The 18,032-nt window shown below is 33.4% G+C and carries 26 protein-coding genes; all 26 read left to right on the forward strand.

The window, feature by feature from the left end; translation table 11 throughout:
* Positions 1-74: 74 nt before the first annotated feature.
* The 26 genes from C3E88_RS10720 to C3E88_RS10845 all read left to right on the forward strand — a co-directional run bounded on the left by C3E88_RS10720 (position 75) and on the right by C3E88_RS10845 (position 17,944).
* Positions 75-1,580 (forward strand): capsid protein, encoded by a 1,506-nt coding sequence (locus tag C3E88_RS10720; RefSeq protein ID WP_236910179.1) that lies wholly within the window; start codon positions 75-77, stop codon positions 1,578-1,580.
* The gene (locus C3E88_RS10725) at positions 1,570-2,799 is read left to right on the forward strand and encodes a phage minor capsid protein (RefSeq protein ID WP_236910180.1); all 1,230 of its coding nucleotides are present in this window, start codon (positions 1,570-1,572) and stop codon (positions 2,797-2,799) included. Before C3E88_RS10720 ends, C3E88_RS10725 begins: the two co-directional genes overlap by 11 nt.
* Positions 2,800-2,885: 86 nt before the next feature.
* Positions 2,886-3,158: a Gp49 family protein gene (locus tag C3E88_RS10730; protein WP_236910181.1), complete on the forward strand. Its 273-nt coding sequence runs from the start codon at positions 2,886-2,888 to the stop codon at positions 3,156-3,158.
* Between the two features lie 97 nt (positions 3,159-3,255).
* Positions 3,256-3,840 carry a phage scaffolding protein gene (locus C3E88_RS10735; protein WP_236910182.1) on the forward strand — a complete coding sequence of 195 codons (585 nt, stop codon included), beginning with the start codon at positions 3,256-3,258 and terminating at the stop codon, positions 3,838-3,840.
* A 17-nt stretch (positions 3,841-3,857) separates the two neighbouring features.
* Positions 3,858-4,754 (forward strand): capsid protein, encoded by an 897-nt coding sequence (locus tag C3E88_RS10740; RefSeq protein ID WP_236910183.1) that lies wholly within the window; start codon positions 3,858-3,860, stop codon positions 4,752-4,754.
* A gap of 3 nt (positions 4,755-4,757) precedes the next feature.
* Positions 4,758-4,991, forward strand: coding sequence for a hypothetical protein (locus C3E88_RS10745; RefSeq protein WP_236910184.1), 234 nt, complete (start codon positions 4,758-4,760; stop codon positions 4,989-4,991).
* Between the two features lie 31 nt (positions 4,992-5,022).
* Positions 5,023-5,388, forward strand: coding sequence for a hypothetical protein (locus tag C3E88_RS10750; RefSeq protein ID WP_236910185.1), 366 nt, complete (start codon positions 5,023-5,025; stop codon positions 5,386-5,388).
* A 1-nt stretch (position 5,389) separates the two neighbouring features.
* Positions 5,390-5,707: a hypothetical protein gene (locus C3E88_RS10755; protein WP_236910186.1), complete on the forward strand. Its 318-nt coding sequence runs from the start codon at positions 5,390-5,392 to the stop codon at positions 5,705-5,707.
* Complete coding sequence (locus C3E88_RS10760) at positions 5,708-6,085, forward strand: minor capsid protein (protein ID WP_236910187.1); 378 nt, start codon at positions 5,708-5,710, stop codon at positions 6,083-6,085.
* Positions 6,082-6,471 (forward strand): minor capsid protein, encoded by a 390-nt coding sequence (locus C3E88_RS10765; protein WP_236910188.1) that lies wholly within the window; start codon positions 6,082-6,084, stop codon positions 6,469-6,471. The genes C3E88_RS10760 and C3E88_RS10765 overlap by 4 nt, the downstream gene beginning before the upstream one ends.
* Before the next feature lie 10 nt (positions 6,472-6,481).
* Entirely contained in the window at positions 6,482-6,940 is a 459-nt protein-coding gene (locus tag C3E88_RS10770; RefSeq protein ID WP_236910189.1) for a phage tail tube protein, read from the forward strand.
* 15 nt (positions 6,941-6,955) lie between these two features.
* Entirely contained in the window at positions 6,956-7,117 is a 162-nt protein-coding gene (locus C3E88_RS10775; RefSeq protein WP_236910190.1) for a hypothetical protein, read from the forward strand.
* Positions 7,110-7,436, forward strand: a complete 327-nt coding sequence (locus tag C3E88_RS10780; protein WP_236910191.1) for a hypothetical protein — start codon at positions 7,110-7,112, stop codon at positions 7,434-7,436. The genes C3E88_RS10775 and C3E88_RS10780 overlap by 8 nt, the downstream gene beginning before the upstream one ends.
* Positions 7,429-7,785, forward strand: coding sequence for a Gp15 family bacteriophage protein (locus tag C3E88_RS10785; protein ID WP_336513088.1), 357 nt, complete (start codon positions 7,429-7,431; stop codon positions 7,783-7,785). Before C3E88_RS10780 ends, C3E88_RS10785 begins: the two co-directional genes overlap by 8 nt.
* A gap of 64 nt (positions 7,786-7,849) precedes the next feature.
* Positions 7,850-8,215, forward strand: coding sequence for a hypothetical protein (locus C3E88_RS10790; RefSeq protein ID WP_236910192.1), 366 nt, complete (start codon positions 7,850-7,852; stop codon positions 8,213-8,215).
* A 66-nt stretch (positions 8,216-8,281) separates the two neighbouring features.
* Positions 8,282-11,596: a hypothetical protein gene (locus C3E88_RS10795; protein ID WP_236910193.1), complete on the forward strand. Its 3,315-nt coding sequence runs from the start codon at positions 8,282-8,284 to the stop codon at positions 11,594-11,596.
* Positions 11,597-11,609: 13 nt separating this feature from the next.
* Positions 11,610-11,954 carry a hypothetical protein gene (locus C3E88_RS10800; RefSeq protein ID WP_236910194.1) on the forward strand — a complete coding sequence of 115 codons (345 nt, stop codon included), beginning with the start codon at positions 11,610-11,612 and terminating at the stop codon, positions 11,952-11,954.
* A gap of 8 nt (positions 11,955-11,962) precedes the next feature.
* Positions 11,963-13,594, forward strand: a complete 1,632-nt coding sequence (locus tag C3E88_RS10805; protein ID WP_236910195.1) for a hypothetical protein — start codon at positions 11,963-11,965, stop codon at positions 13,592-13,594.
* 60 nt (positions 13,595-13,654) lie between these two features.
* The gene (locus C3E88_RS10810; protein ID WP_236910196.1) at positions 13,655-14,638 is read left to right on the forward strand and encodes a LamG domain-containing protein; all 984 of its coding nucleotides are present in this window, start codon (positions 13,655-13,657) and stop codon (positions 14,636-14,638) included.
* A 1-nt stretch (position 14,639) separates the two neighbouring features.
* Positions 14,640-15,506 carry a hypothetical protein gene (locus C3E88_RS10815; protein WP_236910197.1) on the forward strand — a complete coding sequence of 289 codons (867 nt, stop codon included), beginning with the start codon at positions 14,640-14,642 and terminating at the stop codon, positions 15,504-15,506.
* Between the two features lie 14 nt (positions 15,507-15,520).
* The gene (locus tag C3E88_RS10820) at positions 15,521-15,820 is read left to right on the forward strand and encodes a hypothetical protein (protein ID WP_236910198.1); all 300 of its coding nucleotides are present in this window, start codon (positions 15,521-15,523) and stop codon (positions 15,818-15,820) included.
* Positions 15,820-15,978, forward strand: coding sequence for a hypothetical protein (locus C3E88_RS10825; RefSeq protein WP_236910199.1), 159 nt, complete (start codon positions 15,820-15,822; stop codon positions 15,976-15,978). Before C3E88_RS10820 ends, C3E88_RS10825 begins: the two co-directional genes overlap by 1 nt.
* Before the next feature lie 117 nt (positions 15,979-16,095).
* Complete coding sequence (locus C3E88_RS10830) at positions 16,096-16,599, forward strand: hypothetical protein (RefSeq protein WP_236910200.1); 504 nt, start codon at positions 16,096-16,098, stop codon at positions 16,597-16,599.
* Between the two features lie 77 nt (positions 16,600-16,676).
* Complete coding sequence (locus C3E88_RS10835; RefSeq protein ID WP_236910201.1) at positions 16,677-16,925, forward strand: BhlA/UviB family holin-like peptide; 249 nt, start codon at positions 16,677-16,679, stop codon at positions 16,923-16,925.
* A 4-nt stretch (positions 16,926-16,929) separates the two neighbouring features.
* Positions 16,930-17,589: a peptidoglycan recognition protein family protein gene (locus tag C3E88_RS10840; protein WP_236910202.1), complete on the forward strand. Its 660-nt coding sequence runs from the start codon at positions 16,930-16,932 to the stop codon at positions 17,587-17,589.
* Between the two features lies 1 nt (position 17,590).
* On the forward strand, positions 17,591-17,944 hold the full coding sequence (locus C3E88_RS10845; RefSeq protein WP_236910203.1) for a hypothetical protein: 354 nt from the start codon (positions 17,591-17,593) through the stop codon (positions 17,942-17,944).
* Positions 17,945-18,032 lie beyond the last annotated feature (88 nt).

Raw genomic sequence — 18,032 nt, forward strand, 5'->3', positions numbered from 1 at the left:
CAGAGCCTGTAATTAAATTATAGGAGAACACAGAAATAATTTCCAGTAACTAGTATTGAATAGGAGGTTAAATTATGGGGTTAAGAGAGGTGATAAAAGGAATGGTAGCAAAACTACTTAACATAGTACCAGCAACAGATAATCAAATATCGATTAAGGAGCCACTATCTCATCCAGGAACAGTATTAAGAAATAGGATCTGGTACAGAGGAGATCCAAGTGAGCTAGACCAATTTTTTAAACAAACTGCAATTGATGATGTAGGTGAGTCAAGGTTCTGGGCAGCAGTACCAAGTGCAGATTCAAGTATAAGAAAGTTCCATAGTGGATTACCTGGAGAAATAGTTGATAAGTTGGCTGATATTGTTATAGCTGATTTGGATAGCATAGATTTAGCTAGTGAAGAGACTCAAAACCTATGGGATGAAATAGCTTTAGACAACAAATTTAGCGATGAGATATTAGGCGGAGCCATAAAAGACACTCTAATATGTGGTGATGGAGCCTTTAAGCTCAGTGTAGATACAGAGATAACAGAGTACCCAATAATAGAATTCTTTAGTGGTTCTGATGTTTATTATAGATATAAAAGAGGAAGGCTCCAGGAAGTAGTATTTTATGCTTACTATACCTACGATAAAGAAACCTATAGACTAGAAGAAATATACGGTAAAGGCTATATAGATTATAAGCTATATGATAAAAACGACAAAGAAGTGCCTTTGTCAAAAGTCCCAGAGATAGCACACCTAACTAAAATTACCTTTGCTGGTGACTTCATAATGGCAGTACCTATGAAATTCTTTAAATCACCTAAATTTGAGAATAGGGGTAATTCTATATTTGAACGTAAGAGTGATAACTTTGATGCATTAGATGAAGTTATTTCTCAATGGATAGATGCCATAAGAGCAGGAAGGGTAAAGAATTATATACCTGAGGACTTGGTACCAAAGAATCCAGATACAGGGGCAGTAATGAGACCTAACCCCTTTGATAACCAGTTTATTAAGATTGCTACATCAATGAAGGAGGAATCTAAGGACCAAATAGATCAGATACAAGCGGATATAAATTACACTGCATTTGTAGAAAGTTATGCTAACACTTTAGATATGTGTTTACAAGGAATTATATCACCTTCTACACTAGGAATAGATTTAAAGAAAACAGATAATGCAGAGGCACAAAGGGAAAAGGAAAAGACTACATTATACACTAGAGGGAAGATTATAGATGTATTAGTAGAAGTAATCCCATTATTAGTAGATACCACTCTAAAGGTATATGACAATATGAAGAAACAATCTCCTAAGGATTATGAGGTAACCGTAAACTTTGGAGAATATGCAAGCCCTGATTTTGATAGCACTGTAGAAGTAGTAGGAAAAGCCAAGACTTATGGAATTATGAGTTTAGAGCAGGCAATTGAAGAATTATATGGTGATACCTGGACAGATGAAGAAAAGGCCTTAGAAGTTAAAAGGATAAAGGAAGGAGATAAAGTTATAGATGAACCTGCTGCATGGGTGGATAGATTCAGAAAAGGAAAGCAGGAGGGCCTAGAAGATGAAGAATAGAAGAAATGATAGAGATAAGGCCTATGACATACGGGTCATATATGAGCAAATGGAATTAGACCTAATTAGATCTATGAGAAGGAATTTATCTAGGCATGAGGAAGAAGAACTTAAACAGGGTTTTAAATTTGAACAATGGCAATCGGCTAAACTTAGAGATCTAGAAAGGTTTAGGAAAGAAAATGAAAAGATCATAGGTAAATATAGTGAACCTATAGAAGAACTTATAACTTTTACACTAGTAGAAACTTATAAACAATCTCAAGACAATGTAAATGAATTTATAAAAGAAATAAAGAATGAATATGTAGATAATGTATTTGTGAAACTTCCAGGAGATTTAGAACCAATAACTCCACCGATAGAATCAGAGGACATGAAAGAAATGGTCGAGGAAGTATTAGAAAACGTAAGAATATGGCAAGAAGCTCCTACACCTAGGGATGAAGTCTTTTTTAGAATGAACGATAATAAATTTAATGCTCTGACGAAAACAGTTGAAAAGGATTTTAACGAAGCTAATTCGGCGGTACTAAGGCGTATGGATGATATATATAGACAAACTATATTTAAGGCCCAGGTACATTATAATACAGGGACAGTTACATTGGACCAAGCTATAGATATGGCCACTAAAGATTTTCTTGATAAAGGAATAGATGCAATAACCTATGCAGATGGCAAGAAGGTTAATATTGCTTCTTATGCAGAAATGGCACTAAGGACAGCTAATCATAGGGCATACCTAATGTCAGAAGGGAAGAAAAGGCAGGAGATGGGATTGTATTTAGTGGTAGTATCAGCCCATGCTACAGCTTGCGAATTATGCGTACCATGGCAAGGGAAGATAATTATTGATGATGTATATGGTGGTGGGAGTAAAGAAGCTGGAGACTATCCTCTATTAAGTACTGCTATGGAAGAGGGCTTAATGCATCCTAATTGCAGGCATAACCTAAGTACTTACTTTCCAGGGATAACGACATTGCCAAAGGTGCCAGATGAAGAAAAAGCATTGGAGAACTACAAGAATGAACAAAGGCAAAGATATATTGAAAGGCAAATAAGAAGATATAAGAGATTGGCAGAAGGGTCTATTGATGAAGAAAATATAAAGCAATATAATTCTAAGGTTAAAGAATGGCAAGGAATAATGAGGGAATTCTTGAAAGAGAATCCACAGCTAAGACGAGCCTATAGGAGAGAAAAAATATATTAGGAGGGATAACATGGCTACAGCTACACAGGTAACATTAATTATATGCTTAACTTTAATAATATTAACTGCTATGGGGAAAAAGAAAAATGGATAAAAGACAATTCGTAATAAATGAATATAATCAAGCAGAGAAAACTATTCATGTAGACTATAATAATCTTATCATTATGAGTATTAAATTAAGAAATGGATATATAGCAGTAGAGCATTGTATATGTACAAACCCAAGAGAATTTGACTTATCAAAAGGCATTGAAATATGCAAAGAGAAAATTATCAATCATTTATTATCAATATATCATTTTAGGACAATAGAAAACCCAGAGAATATTAAGAAGATTTCAATGAAGACCAGATAAGGTCTTTTTTTATTACTCTTTTTAGTATTTATGAGTATAAACTGAAAGAACCCAAGACTGGCACTGACCAGTATAAAAAAGTATGGAGGGATAAATAATGGAATGGATTTTAAAACTTATTGAAAAGCACACAAAAGATGGTCAATTAGACCAAGGAGAATTGATGAAAGACATTAACAAAGAGTTTCCAAAGTATGCAGTACCTAAAGAGCAATATAATGCATTGGCAGAGACTAAGAAGAAACTTGAGGAAGATTTAGAAACTAGAGATAAGCAGCTAGAAGATTTGAAAGAAATAGATGTAGATGGTCTAAAGGAACAAATTGAAACATTACAACAAGAAAATCAAACTACTAAAGAAACCTATGAAAAAGAATTAAAAGAACTTCAGCTTAACAATGCTATTAAGTTGGCCATAAATGGAAAAGTGCATGATGAGGATATAGTATCTCAATTAATCAAGAAAGATGAACTTGTATTAAGCGAAGATGGCAAAGTTGTAGGATTAGATGAACAAATTAACTCACTTAAAGAGACCAAGGGTTTCTTGTTTATAGAAGAAAAGCAAGATGAGCAGGAAGAACAACCAGGTTTTCAGAAGGTGGGAAATGAACAACCTAACAATCCTCAGGCAATGGATGATGCAATAGCGGCTGCATTTGGAAACTTAGAGGAAAAATAAAGAAAGGATGATAATTAATGAGTATTAATTATGCTGAAAGATTTGAAAGACAAATAGAACAACAATTTCAAAGAGAATTGACATCTGCTGATATGGCATCAAATAGAAGGTATAATTTTATAGATGCACAAACTATAAGGATACCAACTATAGAATTATCTGGTTATAAGGACCATGCAAGAGATGGTTCTAAAAACAGAGGGGTAGTAGGAAATACTTATCAAGCATTTTCTCTTACTCACGATAGAAACATTGAATTTTATGTAGATGAGATGGATGTAGATGAAACTAATCAAGTATTATCTGCAGCAAATATCACAGCAGTATTTAATCAGGAGCAAGCTATACCTGAATTAGACTCTTTTAGATATTCTAAACTATATTCTGAATTTGTTGCAAATGGTGGGGTAGTAAATACTGAAACATTAACAGAGGCTAATATACTGCAGGTATTCGATAAGATGATGGAAGATATGGATGAAGCAGCAGTACCACAGTCTGGTAGAATGCTAAAGGTTACCCCTAGAGTTTATACTATGTTAAAGAACGCAGAGAAAATACAAAGATTTATTGATGTAAGTGGAGGGGCTAAAAACGTTAACAGAAATGTTAGGTCCTTAGATGAAGTAACTATAGTAACAGTACCATCCGACAGAATGAAAACTCTATATGATTTCTCCGAAGGTTTTACACCAGGAGAAGGAGCTAAGCAAATTAACATGATGCTATATCATACTTCTGCAATATTGGCACCAGTAAAAGTTGCTGATATATACCTATGGAACAAAGGACAAACTCCTGACTCTGCATTTGGTTACTTGTATCAAAACAGAATGTACACTGATTTATTTGTTATCAAGGCTAAAAAAGATGCTATAGCAATAAATGTTGAAGCTAGTGGAGTGGAGGGATAATGTATGTTTTATGCAATAAAAGCTAATAGACAATATAAAATTTCAGAAGATGAAAAGCAAAAATATAGGAATATGGGATATAAAATAGCAGAATTGAAAAATGATAAATTAGTATTTGAAGAAATAGAAACAGAAGAAACTAAGGAAATAGCAAAGTTAAAGAAAGAAAATGAGAAATTAAAAAAGGAACTAGATGCTTTAAAGAAAGATGGTAAGGAAAAAGGAGAGGGCAAATAGCTCTCTCTTTAGCTTTTAAGGGGTGAGTTGTTTGGCTTATGTAGATTATGAGTATTATAAAAACACTTTTAAAGGAAGTTTAGACGAAAATGCAGCTACTAAATTACTAGAAGAATCATCCGACCAAGTAGATAGATTGACATATGGAAGAATTAGAAAAAGAGGGTTTGAAAACCTAACAGAATACCAGCAAGAAATGGTCCAGAAGGCAGTATGCCATCAAGCGGAATTTATTAATAACTATGGAGAATACCTTAACTCTCCTTTAGGTGGATTTAGTATTGGGGATGTAAGCTTATCATTTAGCAAAGAAAATCAAGGTCCTGGCGGAATTATAGCAGATAAAAAAACATTAGACTATTTAGCACAAACAGGCCTATCTACAAGGAGGTTATAGCATGAAGCTTCCATTTCCAGATTGGGCTATGGTAACACCAATAAAGGTCTATGCAGAGGTTCCTGATGAAGATGGAGTAACTAATACATTAATATTTGATGGAAAATGTAACTTTAGTGAAAGGTCCAGGACTACTCTTAACGAACAAAAACAAGTAGTAGAATTAACTGGCAAAGCCTTATTCAAAGGAGATATTTATCCAGGACAACCTATAAAAGGATATGTAATCGTTGATGGCATAAAAAGAACCATTTATAGGTCCAGAAAACCTAGAAATCCAGATGGTTCAATATATTCTACAGAATTGGACTTGATGTAAATGATGAAAATAAAAGGAAAACTTAAACTCAATCCTCAGGCAATAAAAAAGATAGAAGATGCTGCAATAAAAGCTTTACCTTTGACTATGGAAGCTATGAAAACAGAGGTAAACAATATGCAAGTAGTTCCAAAGGAAACAGGCAACTTAGAAGAATCCGCGGTAACAGGAACAGAAAACAATAGAGGATTTTTAAGCTACAACACGCCTTATGCTAGGAGATTATATTATAATCCTGATTATGATTTTAGTACCCTTGTAAATCAATATGCCCAGGGTAGATGGTTAGATCCATTTATCTATGGTCCTAAAAAAATGTGGTTAGCTCAAACCTATGGAGAATTTCTTAAACAATTATCAGGTGGGGTGATTAAATGACAATTAGTGATTTTAGAGATTGGCTAAAAACTAAAATAGATTGCCCTAACTGGTCAAGTGGAGGGTTAAGGACCACAGATGAAAAGGCTATAGTAATTTATAATGGTCAAGCTTTTGTAAATCCCATGGCCATTGGTGGTTTACAGAACAGCAGTTACAGAGGTAAAGGTATTAGAATATTAATCCATTGGAATAAAAACGTAAGAGAAAGTGAATTGAAGGCCCAAGAAGTCTATAATGCTATAAATGGCTTAACTAATGTAGAAGTAGCAGGTAAAAGAGTGATTAAGTTTAATATGAGAGATCCAGAGCCTATTTATTTAGGTGTAGATGACTCTGGAATATATGAGTATGTTATTGATTTGGAAATTATATATGAAAGGTAGGTAATGATATATGGCAACTGTAACAAGTGGTGTATTTCCAGTCTTTAATATCGATTTTAAGATTGGTATTAAGGGTAGAGAAAGTTCTGAAGAAGATATGAAAATCATAAAAGACTTAACAACCTTCTCTATAGCTATAGATGGTAATACAGAGGAATGGACTCCTATGGATACAGAAGGTTGGGTTAGAAGGTTAATGACAGGTAAGGGTTTTACACTAACCTTAAATGGTAAAAGGCATGTAGGAGACCCTGGTAATGATTATGTAGCATCTACAGCCTGGAAAAGTGGACTAGATTGTTCCTCTAAGTTTGGAGTAGAATTCCCTAATGGAGATAAGCTTACTTTTGACTGTATTGTAGACGTAACTAATCCAGGTTCTGGAGAGTCTACAGATGTGGCAGATTTAGAATTTGACGTATTGAGTGATGGTAAACCTGAATATGTCCCTGCACCCATAGTGCCTTAAAGGTAGGTGAGCTAGGTGAAAGCTAAAGTATTGAGAACATTTAATGACGTTAAAGGAAATAAGATAAGAAAAAAAGGAGAAATATTTGAAGTAACCAAAAAGAGGTATGAGGAAATAAACTCAACCTCTTATGGTACTTTAATCGAAGAAATAAAGGAGGTAAAAAAGAATGAGTAAAGTATATGATATTTCTGCAAAGTTAACAAATGAAAAACCTAAAATACAAATTGCAGAAAACAAGATATATGAAGTAGATAATAGAAAAAATACAATTCTTAAGATGCAACAGATGTTACAAAAGGCAGACATTGATGATTTAGATTTCCTTGATGAAGCGATAGAAATGCTACTAGGAGAAAAGGCTGCAAAAGAACTTGCGGAGATGGATTTATCTATAAAAAATTATCAAGTAATTTTTGTAACAATTGTGGCAGCTATTCAGGAAATAGAATACGAGCAAGCAGAGGGCATGTTTCGTAAAGCGACAGATTTATAAAGATGGTCAAGGTAGAGAAATATGGTTTGATTTATATGAAGACTGGGGGCTAATTGAAGCCTCCTTTGCTACTCAATATGGAATAAGGCTTAGACAGGAAGAAGATATGTCCTGGGGAGAGTTTATCACCTTATTAGGCGGCCTTAATTCAAAAACTCCCCTAGGACAAGTTATATCAATTAGAAGTGAAAATGATAAAGACATGTTAAAGCACTTCACTAAGAATCAACATAGAATCAGAAATGAATGGAGAAATAAACATATAAACAAAGTGATTATGGATAAAAAGGAAGCTGAAAGGCAGATACAAATATTCCAGGATATGTGTAAAAAGGCATTTGGGAAATAAATTTGAATCCCTATATCATATTTGGTATTATAAGGGTAATAATATATGGTACGGGGGTGGGATTATGAGTTTCTGGGAGAAGTTTAAAGAAGATTTTAATAAACAAGTAGAAATCGAAATGGATAAAGCAGATAAAAGAAGAAAAGAAAAGAAATTGGAAAAGCAAGAGCATAAAGATAGAATAGAAGAAATGAAAAAAGAAAATAAATATAGAGAAAAGCAAATGGAAATAGAAGGGATAGCGCATTGCCCTAAATGCAAAAGTACCTCTATCCAATATGTAGAAAGAAGAAAAAGATTAAGTTTAGGAAGGGCCGCAGTAGGTACGGCATTATTTAGCCCTTTAGGTGGGGCAGTTGGAGCAGTAACAAGCAAAAAATACAAGGGTTTTGTAAAGTGCTTGAATTGTGGACATAAATGGAAAATGTAAGTCAAAATAAACTAAGCATCTACTATTTAGTAGATGCTTTTTCTATGCCTGAAAGGTGGTGAATACATGGCAGATACTACGAGTGTAGGAGTTATACAGTTAGATGTAGAAATTAACCCTCAATCGTTAAATGCGGAAATAAATAAGCTGGGAAAGGCTTTCAATAACAGCTTTAAAAATATGTTTAGTGGTATGGCAAGACGAAACAATAACTTTATTAAAGAGTCTATTAGTAACATCGGAAAAGGCTTTAGAAATTTTGGCCAAACTGGATTAGGTGCCAGTGAAAAAGTATCTAAAAGTGTAAGTAAAATGAATTCAGAATACGAAAAAACAGAGGCTAAAATATCTAAAATCAGAAGTGAATTAGAACAATTATTTGCAGCACAGGATGCAATAATAAGAAACTATCAAGATATGCCAGCACTATCTGGGATGACTAAAGATGAAACTATGGAACAATTATTAAAGTCAAATCCAGAGTTTAATAAATTGTCCGCAGAAATAGATAAGCTTATATCTGAATTAGATCCTCTAGTAGCTAAAAACAAAGAATTAGCTAATGAGATTGAGAATGTAGGGGATAAAGCTGATGATACAGGTAATAAATTTAACAAAATGGGTGGTTCTGCAAAGAAAGCAGGAAAGTCCATTTTTAATTTGTCCTGGCTAAAGAGGATGTTCACTAATGAATCTAAAAAGGCCAGTAATGCTGCATCTAACTTTGGAAATACAATGAATCGAGTATCACGTATGATAGCAAGGAATTTAATTGTATATGGCTTAATTATAAAAGGTCTAAAAGGTATGATCAGTTATATGTGGTCCGCTTTTAATACCAACCAGCAATTTGCACATTCTTTAAACGTAATTAGAACTAATTTACTAGTAGCATTTCAGCCTATTTATAGCTTTGTTTTACCAGCTTTAAATGCCTTAATGCAAGCAGTAGCAACAGTAACTACCTATATAGCAAGTGCTATAAGTGGGTTATTTGGGAAAACTTATAAACAGTCCTTTAATTCGGCTAAGGCTATGAATAAGCAGATAGAAGCCATGAATGGTTTAGGTAAAGCAGCTGGTGGAGCTGGCAAGAAAGCCAAGAAGGCAGGTAAGGAAGCAAAAGGCATGCTCATGCCTTTTGATGAAATAAATCAACTGGACCTAGATAAAGGCAAAGATGATGCAGGTGGTGGCAGTGGCGGAGCAGGTGGTTTTGAAATGGAAATGCCTGATTTGGCTACTATAGATATATCTGGAATAGAAAAATTTAAAGAAATTATGGGACAAATATTTGAACCGTTTAAGAAGGCGTGGGAGAATGAAGGGCAGACCACAATAGATGCAATGAAATATGCTTTAGATGAAATAAAAGAATTGATTAAGGCTATAGGTAGGTCTTGGTTAGAAGTTTGGACTAATGGAACAGGGCAGGCGATATTAGAAACTATGCTTAGGATATTGCAAAATATATTTGGTCTAATAGGAGATATAGCTAAAGCTACTAGATTAGCTTGGGAAGAAAACAATCTAGGCACTCAATTAATGCAAACAATTGCTAATACTATATTATATATCCTAAAGTTAATAGAACAAATAGGCATTAGTTGGAGAGAGGTTTGGAACAATGGGACAGGGCAACAAATAATGTCTACAATATTTAAGATATTACAAAATATATTCAAGCTTGTAGGGGATGTAGCAAACTCATTTACTTTAGCTTGGACTAATGCAGGTACTGGCACAGCTATAATGCAAGCTATCCATGACATAATACAGTCTATATTAGATATATTAGAAAGACTAGGTACATCTTTGAATAATGTATGGGGAGAAGTAGGAAATGTAGTGGCACAAACTTTTTTAGATATATTAAGAGCAACTTTAGAAACCTTAGCTAATCTAGGAGAAAAATTAGTATGGGTGTGGGACCATGGAGGGCAGCATTTATTTGAAGGCTTTTTAAAGCTTGGAGCTAAAATATTTGAATTAGCTGGATATATTTATACTGAATTTGTGGCTTCTTTTGTAAATTGGTTTATAGATTTAATGGCCCCAGCAATAGCTAAGGTGATGGATTGGATAGGGAAACTATTTGATGCATTCGCCAACCTCATAGATTGGCTATTAGGAGATGGCAAGCCTGTATTAGATACTATAATTATTGTATTGGGGAGCATGGCAGCAGCTTTTGGAATAGTAAAGGGTGCGATATTGGCAAAAACAGCAGTAGTAACAGCTTATACAGCTGTAATAGGAATAGCGAAAGGAGCTGCAGTTGCTTTTAAGCTAGCTATAGCTGCAATAACTTCTCCAATAGGTCTTGTGACTATAGCTATAGGGGCGGTAATTGCTATTACCACAGCTTTATATAAGAATTGGGATACAGTAGGCCCTTGGCTAAAAGAAACTTGGCAAGGCATAAAAGATAAGGCAGAAGAAATTTGGAATGGCATAGCAGATTTTTTCGTAGAGTTATGGGATGGAATAACTTCAAAAATAAAAGAAGTGTGGGAAGGTATAAAAAATTTTTTCTCTGATATCTGGGAAAGCATTACAGGGATCTTCAAAAAGAACCAGGACGAAATAAGGGAACATGATGAAAAAACTTGGAATTCAATAAAGACTAAAACATCTGAGATATGGAATTCAATAAAAAAATTCTTAAGTAACTTATGGAATGGCATAAAATCTATTGCTGAGACTACTTGGAATGGAATTAAAAAAGTTATATTGGATCCTATTAATCAAGCATGGACAAGTCTAAAGGAAACATGGGATAAGATTAAAAAGTATATTTTGGATAAATGGAATGAAATTAAACAAGGTATAGCTGATATGAAGGACAAATTAGTAAATGCAATAATGAAACCTTTTAAAATAGCAGATAAAAAAATACATGGAATAATAGGAGATGCAAAGAACTGGGGTAGAAATTTAATTCAAAATTTTATTGATGGTATAAATGCAATGATAGGAAAGGTAAAAGATGCAGTATCAAACGTTGCTAATACAGTAAAAGATTTCTTAGGATTTAGTTCGCCTACAAAGAAGGGCCCCGGATCCAAGGCTGATAAATGGATGCCTAACTTTATGGAAATGATGGCAGATGGTATTGAGGACAACATATATGAAGTATCTTCTGCTATAAATATGACAGCTGGAAGTATACAGCAAGGGATACAACCTAATACAGATGATATGGCTAGTGCAGTAGGTTCAGCAGTATTACAATCAATGCAGATGGTAGAGAACAATCAAGGTCAAGAAAGTGGAGATATAATCTTACAAATAGATGGAATAACTGTGGGAAGAATATTAGGACCTATCATGGATAGGGAGAAAGAAAGAATAGGAGAACCTGTAATAAAACCAATATAGGAGGTGTAGGCATATGTTAACAGTAGATGGTGTAGACATACCTACACCTACTGATTATGTAGTAGACTATGAAGAAATAAGCAAGGCAGAAAGAAATGCTAATGGTTTAATGATAAAAGAGGTAACAGCTTATAAGTATAAACTAAATCTAACTTGGAAGAAATTGAACCAAAATGAAATGAACAAACTTATGGATGTGAAAAATAAAAATTTCTTCAATGTAAGTTTCATAGATATGTATGGTAGAAGAGTAACCAAAACATTTTATGCAGGCACTCCTAATGCTAAAGGTATGGATTATAAAGATGGAAGGATTAGATATTGGCTTGATGTAAAAATGAACATCATAGAAAGGTAGGTGTAAACATGATAAAAGTAAGTAGACAATTTAAACAAGCAGTCTATGCACCTACACGAAAAACTACAGCTAAAGTATCCTTTGAAATCCTAGACAATGAAGCTTATGATGATAATACCTCTACAGTAACAGGCGAAGCTCCTATAAGTAGAAAAGAACAATTAACCAATAAAATAAGAAACATGAGCCATAAATATGCTACCTTTGAGAGAGATTACTTCAAACTTGATGGTAGCTTTTATATTCCCCCAAAACCTAATGAAGGGGATTCAGAATTAGGTTGGTGGAGTGGTGATATATGTGATGAAAATGGAGTATTTAATCCATACCAGGTGTTAGAATTTAATTTCACAGAAGAACATAATTCCATGGGATTAACTATTACCTTTGATGTATTGGCCAATGAATATGCCAGTGATTTTGACATTGAAGTCTATAGGTTAGATGGTACTTTAATACACAAAGAAACAGTTATAGATAATGATAAAGCTACTTATGTACTAGTACAAGGCTTAGATAACTATGGGAAAATAGTTATAACCATAAAAAAATGGGCTAAACCTTTCAGGAGAGTAAGAATAACAGAAGTAGACTTTGGAGTAATTAAAGACTATGATGATGATAAATTAATCAAATTCAATATAATTGAAGAAATGAATATTATAAGCGATAAAATTCCTTCAAATGAAATTAGATTTACTATAGATAACTCCAATAAAGAATTTAATATTCTTAATCCAGAAGGTTTCTATAGGTTCTTAAAAGAAAGACAAGAAGTTACTGCATCTATAGGTATAGAAATATCAGAAGATGAATTTGAGCTTGTGCCTATGGGAAAATTTTATCTAACTGATTGGCAGAGTGATGAAGGAGCATTAACTACTACATTTATAGCAAGAGATATATTTGAGTTACTAGAAAACAAGGAATACACAAGTATAAATAATACTAACCTTTATGATCTAGCAGAGGATATATTGATTAAGTCTAATGTAGAAAATTATTTCATAGACGAAGAGTTAAAAAACATTCCTACAAATGGATTTATTAAACCTCTTAATTCACGAAAGGCTTTACAATACCTAGGTATAGCTGGGAAAGCTGCAATATATCAAGATAGGTATGGGGTATTGCAGATAAAACAGTTCAAAATATTAGATGAAAGAGATACTCAATACATTTATTTTGCTGGTCCCGATATGTTTACTGGAATGGTTTATGTAGCAGTAGATGAGGGTTACGATATGAAGAATATAACCTTTGATAATGTGTATAAGGAACCTCAGATTAAGCTGAACAAACTCTTGTATTCCCTAGTGATGGTTATTAATAATGGAGAAGAAAAAGAAGAGTTTACTTTTTATAATGAGGGAATCAAGGAAGGTAATTCATTTAAGATTGATAATCCTCTTATAAATACATTGGAACATGCTCAAGAAGTAGCTGAATGGATTATATCCGAGTATAACCTAAGGGCTATTTATAATATTAATTGGAGACAGAATCCTTGTCTAGAATGTGGAGATATAGTTTTAGTAGAGGATTCTTTTGATGCTAAGAAACTATCCAGGATAACTAAACAAGAATTCGAATATGCAGGGTATCTTTCAGGCAAGACAGAAACTAAGGGTGGTGTGTAGTATGGGATAGTACAAGATGGTTTAGTATTATGGTTAGATGCAAGGGCACAAAGGCAACTAATGAAAAATGGACAAAGTAAGAGTATTTGGAAGGATTTAAGCGGTAACGGTAATGATGGGCAGTTGATGAATTTTGATTTTACAGAGGATAGTGGCTGGGTTGATGGTGGACTTAGGTTTGATGGGGTGGATGATTATGTGGAGGTTGATGATAATGACTCGTTGAATTCTGATAGCTTTACAATAGACATTGTTATAAATGAACTTGAGGATATACCTCTTACTAAAAAGATAATAACTAAAAGTAATGTTATGGTTAATGGTTTTGATATATATACCTATGTAAATTATATATATATTGTTTTATATAATAACGGTACAAGATTGACCGCCTATAAGTATTCAAAAATAGGAACGAACAAGGGGAATAGTCTTACATTTACCTATAGTCAAGACAATCAAACATTAACAATATATTTAAATGGTGATTTGTGGAGTGAAAAAAATGATGATGATTTTATATATAAACCATCTATAAATCCAATTCGCATAGGAAATTTATGGAATGGTATATTTCATTCACTGAGACTCTACAACCGAGCCTTAACCTACGAAGAAATCCTCCAAAATTACCGAGCCACACATTTTCTACTAGAGCCTAAAACCTTCACATCAACCAGCTACTATAACTTTTACGACCTAAACCGAGTTGAAATAAATACTTTAGCCACCAAAGATTTAGCAGAAGTCTTAAGAGGGGATATTAACCTTGAGAGTATAAATTTTGATAGAGATATGAAATCTATACCTTTTGCAGACGTTTTAAATAGGGTAGAGGGGAATATCAATATCTTAGGTAATAAATTATATAAACCTAAAGGCTGGATTCAACCTAAGTTGGATTGGAGATATAATCAACCTTTTAGTTATGAAGATGCTAATAGATTAGAATATAATCTACTACTTTTGTACAACTATGCGAAAGGCAATATAGATAAAATCCCTTATTGTGGAGCTTATACATGTGGAGAGGAAGTGATATAGAATGGCATATGAAAGAACAATATGGAAAAATAGAGAAGTAGAAAGACCCAGGACCTTTAAAAAGATAGAAAATCCTGACGGAACTATAACATTGGTACCTGCAGAAGGAAATATAATTGAACCAGGCACACCTATAATAGCCCAAAATATGAACAATATTGAGGATGGGATTGAAGATGCATATGATTTAATTGGAGAACATTTGGCAGATTATGTCCATCTACCATATTCCATAGCAGATGGAGCTAATAATTATACAACACTAATAAATGGAATTGCATCTTTAGTCGAAGGCATGAGTGTAAAAGTAAAATTTACCAATGCAAACACAGGAGCTAGCACCTTAAATATAAATGGACTAGGGGCAAAATCAATAAGAAAATCTAGTGGAGATGAGTTGTCAAAAGGTGATATAAGAGCAGGGCAGATTTTACACCTTGTATATACTGGCTCGGTTTTTCAATTATTGGGTGAAAGGGGGTGTAGTATTGAATTTGCAACTGGAACAGCATACGTGGATACAAGCACAATGTCTTTTTATAAATATGGTACTTCTACTGATACAGAATTTGAATCCACGTTCCTAAGTGTTTCAGGCGTTGGGTTTAAACCAGAAATAGTTATAGCTATTAGCACGGGGAGCTATGATGACCCTACACCAGACCAAATATCTATTATAAATACTTATTGGAAATCTATTGTGCAAGGAATAATGGCATCGCATATTGGTAATTTTAATTTTGCAGGAAATCGCTATTCGTCTTACGGTAGTGTTTACCTTGATACTTCAAACGGTGGGAGTTTTCGAATACCAATTGCACGTACAGCATATGCTAATAAGGCAACGTGGTGGGCATTTAAGATTTAATAAGGAGGTTTATTATGAAACAAGTGGGTAGGAGAATTATCTATAATCAAGATGGTGAAATAGTATGTGAGTTAGGTGAAATGATGGGTACTAAGGTTATGCCAAGACCAGAAATTACAAAACTAGATTACATTGACTTAGAATATGGTCAAATTGACTATGCAAGATATAGAATTGTAGGTATTGATATAGAAACGAAACAACCTATATTAGAAGAAATAGAAATACCAAAAACATCAGAACAACAAAAAATTGAAGAATTGGAAAATCAACTGTTGTTGTTAGCGGATGAAATGGAAGGAGGAATTTTATAATGATTAATCAAATTGTTGTTAGAATAGCCGCAGAAAGAATTATGAATGGTGGTATTAATCCTAAAACCGGTGAAATTTATAAATTAGATGATGTAACCAATGCAGAATATAGGCAGGCAATAGAAGATTATATATTGTTAAATACTGAAGGGGTTTAATATATATAAAGATTAAAATATACAACTAAATAAATTTTAACTTAACACCTAGAAGGGTGTATTTTTTATGCCCTTCTTGTCCCTGCTATGGTATAATGTGTTAGGGGGTGAAAATCAGTGAAGGACAAGATTAAACGCCTTAAAAACAACGAATACGCTTTGAGAAAAGCTTATAGCAGACTTGAAAATAGTCTAGAAAACAGAAATGAGAAAGATATATATTCATCTATAGGAGAATTATTACTATGGGTTTTAACAACAGATGAATGGCACATAGAACATAACGATGATAAATACAAAAATAGACGAAACAATGATATCAATGGACAAGTGTTATCTGGATTAAGGTATGCTTATAACCTAATGAAGCATAATATGGACTTTTATACGATTCATAGGGAAGAAGGCGGGATGTCATTTCCTATATCGTTTCCATTAGACATTCCTGAAATAACAATTAACTGGAAAACTCTAAACAAAGATATGGAAAGTGGATATGAGAGCCAGATAAGAAATTACAAGAAATGTATACAGGGAAAAACAATACTAGAAACATTTGATAAAGCAATTAAGTTTTTAGACGAAGAAAATAGAAGAATCAAAAAACAACATGATAAATGATTTAATATGACGCATACCCTAAACATAGGCACCCTTCGGGGTGCTTTTTGGTTTACTTAATTTGGTGGAGGTGGCTTATGGAAGAACAACTATTCAAACTTGCAGCAGGAAATGGAATATGGGCTGCTCTTTATGTATTTTTGTTTATATATGTACTTTATGATAGCAAGAATCGGGAAAAGAAATATATAGAAAGGGAAGAAAAATATCAAGTAACCATATATGAAAACCAGGTGGTTATTAAAGAACTATCAAAAAAATTTGGGGTAGTAGAAAACATTCAAAAGGATGTTTCTTATATAAAGGATGAGCTTAATAGGAGGTGAGAAAATGAATTATAAAGTTCAGCATATACCTGTCAACAAGGCGAAAAGACCAGGTAAAAAAATAAAGACTGAGTATATCACCATTCATTCAACAGCCAATAAAAGATCTACCGCACAAAATGAAAGGGATTGGCTTGTAAATCCATCTAATAATAGATCTGCAAGTTGGCATATAGTTGTAGATGAAATAGAAGCAATTGAAGCTATACCATTAGATGAAATTGCCTACCACGCAGGCAGTACTCAAGGTAACAGTACATCTATAGGTATAGAAATATGTGAATCTGGAAACAGGCAAAAGACTCTACAAAACGCAGTAAAGTTAGTAGCTAAGATGTTGTACGAAAGAAATTGGGGAGTTAATAAACTTAGGAGACATTTCGATTGGTCAGGAAAAAACTGCCCACGAATACTAAGCTACAATAATTGGGCAGGCTGGATTAAGTTCAAGCAAGATGTTCGGAAGGAACTAGATATATTAAAAGGAGTTGGTAAAGTGGCGAATAAGAAACATTGGGGAGAAGAATACTATAATAACTTGGCCAAGAAAGGCATTAAATTAACTGACAAAAGATATGACGATAAAATTACAAGAGCAGAAGCCATGGCCTTAGTAGATAAAGCTACTGATAGAATTATTGAAATGATTAAGGAGGATAAATAATATGCTCGAATTTATAAAGATGAACCTAAGCTCTATTATAACAATAATAATAGTTATAGTAGGGCTTTTATATTTGTACAAAAGAGGTAAGAAAGAATTTGTTAATCAGGTAATTTTAAGTCTAGTAGTACAAGCTGAAAAGGCCCTGGGCAGTGGAACTGGGGATTTAAAATATGTTATGGTAGTTGAAAATGCATATAAGATATTGCCACCTATTTTAAAATTATTAATTAGTGAAAAAGAATTAGATAATATGATAGAAGATGCGGTGCAGGTGCTTAAAGCTTATTTAGAAGGAAATATAAATTTATTGGGCTATGATGATGAATATGTTAGAGAGATAAAAATTGAGTAGGTTAAGAGGACCAGGTTTAGGCCTGGTCTTTTACTTTGCTAATGAAAGATTCATGCTAACATCCATAGGGATTATTATTATATATTTA

It is taken from the genome of Clostridium sp. Cult3 (genome assembly GCF_021655115.1).
GTDB lineage: Bacteria > Bacillota > Clostridia > Tissierellales > Tepidimicrobiaceae > PPXY01.

What these genes read in the sequence shown, in the direction of transcription:
- C3E88_RS10805 (WP_236910195.1), top strand. Translation starts at nt 11,963, where the DNA reads ATGATAAAAGTAAGTAGACAATTTAAACAAGCAGTCTATGCACCTACA.
- C3E88_RS10740 (WP_236910183.1), top strand. Translation starts at nt 3,858, where the DNA reads ATGAGTATTAATTATGCTGAAAGATTTGAAAGACAAATAGAACAACAA.
- C3E88_RS10720 (WP_236910179.1), top strand. Translation starts at nt 75, where the DNA reads ATGGGGTTAAGAGAGGTGATAAAAGGAATGGTAGCAAAACTACTTAAC.
- C3E88_RS10770 (WP_236910189.1), top strand. Translation starts at nt 6,482, where the DNA reads ATGGCAACTGTAACAAGTGGTGTATTTCCAGTCTTTAATATCGATTTT.
- C3E88_RS10835 (WP_236910201.1), top strand. Translation starts at nt 16,677, where the DNA reads ATGGAAGAACAACTATTCAAACTTGCAGCAGGAAATGGAATATGGGCT.
- C3E88_RS10840 (WP_236910202.1), top strand. Translation starts at nt 16,930, where the DNA reads ATGAATTATAAAGTTCAGCATATACCTGTCAACAAGGCGAAAAGACCA.
- C3E88_RS10745 (WP_236910184.1), top strand. Translation starts at nt 4,758, where the DNA reads ATGTTTTATGCAATAAAAGCTAATAGACAATATAAAATTTCAGAAGAT.
- C3E88_RS10820 (WP_236910198.1), top strand. Translation starts at nt 15,521, where the DNA reads ATGAAACAAGTGGGTAGGAGAATTATCTATAATCAAGATGGTGAAATA.
- C3E88_RS10815 (WP_236910197.1), top strand. Translation starts at nt 14,640, where the DNA reads ATGGCATATGAAAGAACAATATGGAAAAATAGAGAAGTAGAAAGACCC.
- C3E88_RS10730 (WP_236910181.1), top strand. Translation starts at nt 2,886, where the DNA reads ATGGATAAAAGACAATTCGTAATAAATGAATATAATCAAGCAGAGAAA.
- C3E88_RS10755 (WP_236910186.1), top strand. Translation starts at nt 5,390, where the DNA reads ATGAAGCTTCCATTTCCAGATTGGGCTATGGTAACACCAATAAAGGTC.
- C3E88_RS10725 (WP_236910180.1), top strand. Translation starts at nt 1,570, where the DNA reads ATGAAGAATAGAAGAAATGATAGAGATAAGGCCTATGACATACGGGTC.
- C3E88_RS10735 (WP_236910182.1), top strand. Translation starts at nt 3,256, where the DNA reads ATGGAATGGATTTTAAAACTTATTGAAAAGCACACAAAAGATGGTCAA.
- C3E88_RS10765 (WP_236910188.1), top strand. Translation starts at nt 6,082, where the DNA reads ATGACAATTAGTGATTTTAGAGATTGGCTAAAAACTAAAATAGATTGC.
- C3E88_RS10810 (WP_236910196.1), top strand. Translation starts at nt 13,655, where the DNA reads ATGAAAAATGGACAAAGTAAGAGTATTTGGAAGGATTTAAGCGGTAAC.
- C3E88_RS10790 (WP_236910192.1), top strand. Translation starts at nt 7,850, where the DNA reads ATGAGTTTCTGGGAGAAGTTTAAAGAAGATTTTAATAAACAAGTAGAA.
- C3E88_RS10845 (WP_236910203.1), top strand. Translation starts at nt 17,591, where the DNA reads ATGCTCGAATTTATAAAGATGAACCTAAGCTCTATTATAACAATAATA.
- C3E88_RS10760 (WP_236910187.1), top strand. Translation starts at nt 5,708, where the DNA reads ATGATGAAAATAAAAGGAAAACTTAAACTCAATCCTCAGGCAATAAAA.
- C3E88_RS10795 (WP_236910193.1), top strand. Translation starts at nt 8,282, where the DNA reads ATGGCAGATACTACGAGTGTAGGAGTTATACAGTTAGATGTAGAAATT.
- C3E88_RS10780 (WP_236910191.1), top strand. Translation starts at nt 7,110, where the DNA reads ATGAGTAAAGTATATGATATTTCTGCAAAGTTAACAAATGAAAAACCT.
- C3E88_RS10800 (WP_236910194.1), top strand. Translation starts at nt 11,610, where the DNA reads ATGTTAACAGTAGATGGTGTAGACATACCTACACCTACTGATTATGTA.
- C3E88_RS10825 (WP_236910199.1), top strand. Translation starts at nt 15,820, where the DNA reads ATGATTAATCAAATTGTTGTTAGAATAGCCGCAGAAAGAATTATGAAT.